1 protein-coding gene is annotated in these 1,373 nt (G+C 70.8%); it reads right to left on the bottom strand.

Features of this window, described 5'->3' with window-relative positions; all coding sequences use genetic code 11:
* Positions 1–1,373: triple tyrosine motif-containing protein (locus FKP22_RS30475; protein ID WP_211361674.1), on the bottom strand; the 1,373-nt coding region annotated here is incomplete at both ends.

The following is a 1,373-nucleotide window of genomic DNA, read 5'->3' as shown; positions in this document are numbered from 1 at the left end:
AGCGCGAACAGCCGGCTCTGCTGCCAGGTCGGCGCAATGCGGAAGTCCAGCGTCGTCTCCTGCGGGTTCCACACGCCGTCCCCGTTGGCCGCCACGACGCGGAAGCGGTAGTGCCCGTCCGCCAGGTTCGCGTAGGTGGCTTCGTGTCGCGTGCCGGCCTCCTGCCAGTCGTTGTCCACGCCATCCAGCCGGTAGCGGAAGCGCGCGCGGTCGGCCACGGCCAGCGTCAGCGCGGTGTAGCGGATCGCCAGGTTGCGCGTGCCGGCCGGCAGTTGCAGGTCCGGCACCGGTGCATGGGGCACGTCTCCCACCCGCAGCTGCTGGATCTCCACTGTCGGCGACCGTATGTTGCGCGGCAGCTCGGCCGGGTCCAGCCAGGCCAGGCCGTGGTTGGTCGCGAACCACAGCCGGTCCTGCGCGTCCCGCACCAGCGTGGACTGCAGCGGCGCCTGCTGGGCAATGCCAGGCAGGCCCTCGTGCCAGTCCAGCAGGCGGTAATTCAGGCGGGGCGGCTGCTGCTCGAACATCGCCGGCAGGTCGGCCGGCTTGACCTGCACCACACCGCGCGCACCGTTCAGCCACAGGTCGCCGTCGCGCGTCTCGGCAATGCCGGAGACATGGCCGAAGGCATCGTCGCGCTCGGCCGAGACGGTCGAAAAACGCCGGCCGTCGAAGCGCGCGAAGCCGGACTCACCGGCCACGAAGATCGCATCGCGGCCGACGTGAATCGCCGTGGTGCGGCCGGTCAACAGCCCGTCGGCGTTGCCGTAGCGGCGCAGTGTGCCGCCGGCCAGCTGCACCACCTCGTCATCGAAGCCGAACCAGGTGTCGCCGTTGTCGGCCACGGTGATCGCCGTCGGTGGCGAGCCGCCATTGTCGATGCGCTGTTCGCGCTGCACGCTGTTCGGCGCGACGTGGTAGACGCCCTTGCCGACCAGCGAGACCCAGGCGCCGCCCGCATGGTCGGGGGCAAAGGCTCGCTCAGAGACGCTGCTGGCGACCGACGTGAAGTCGACGAGCTGGCGCTGTCCGCCATGGAGCCGGGTCATGGTGTCGTCAAGCACCCACAGCGCGCCATCGGGGGCCTGCATCATCGCGTGCGCGCCGTGCCGCTCATTGCGCACCTGAGGCGGGTTGGGCGGGTCCAGCCACAAGGTCTGGTTGCGATTGGCGACCAGCACACCGCTGCCCGAGGGCGTGACGGCCAGGCGGCCCGGCACGCCCTGCGAGAAGGCGGCCACAGGGTGCAGCCGCATGTGCCGAAAGCTCTCCAGGCCGTAGTTCGTGCCGACCCAGATGTCGCCGTCGCCGTCCTCCAGCAGCGGCACCACCACCTCGGACGCCAGGCCGTCCGGCCCGGAGAACAGTTCGGA

It is taken from the genome of Ideonella azotifigens (assembly GCF_006519715.1).
In the GTDB taxonomy this organism is placed as follows: Bacteria; Pseudomonadota; Gammaproteobacteria; order Burkholderiales; family Burkholderiaceae_C; genus Ideonella; species Ideonella azotifigens.
This window is presented reverse-complemented; position numbering and strand designations above follow the sequence as displayed.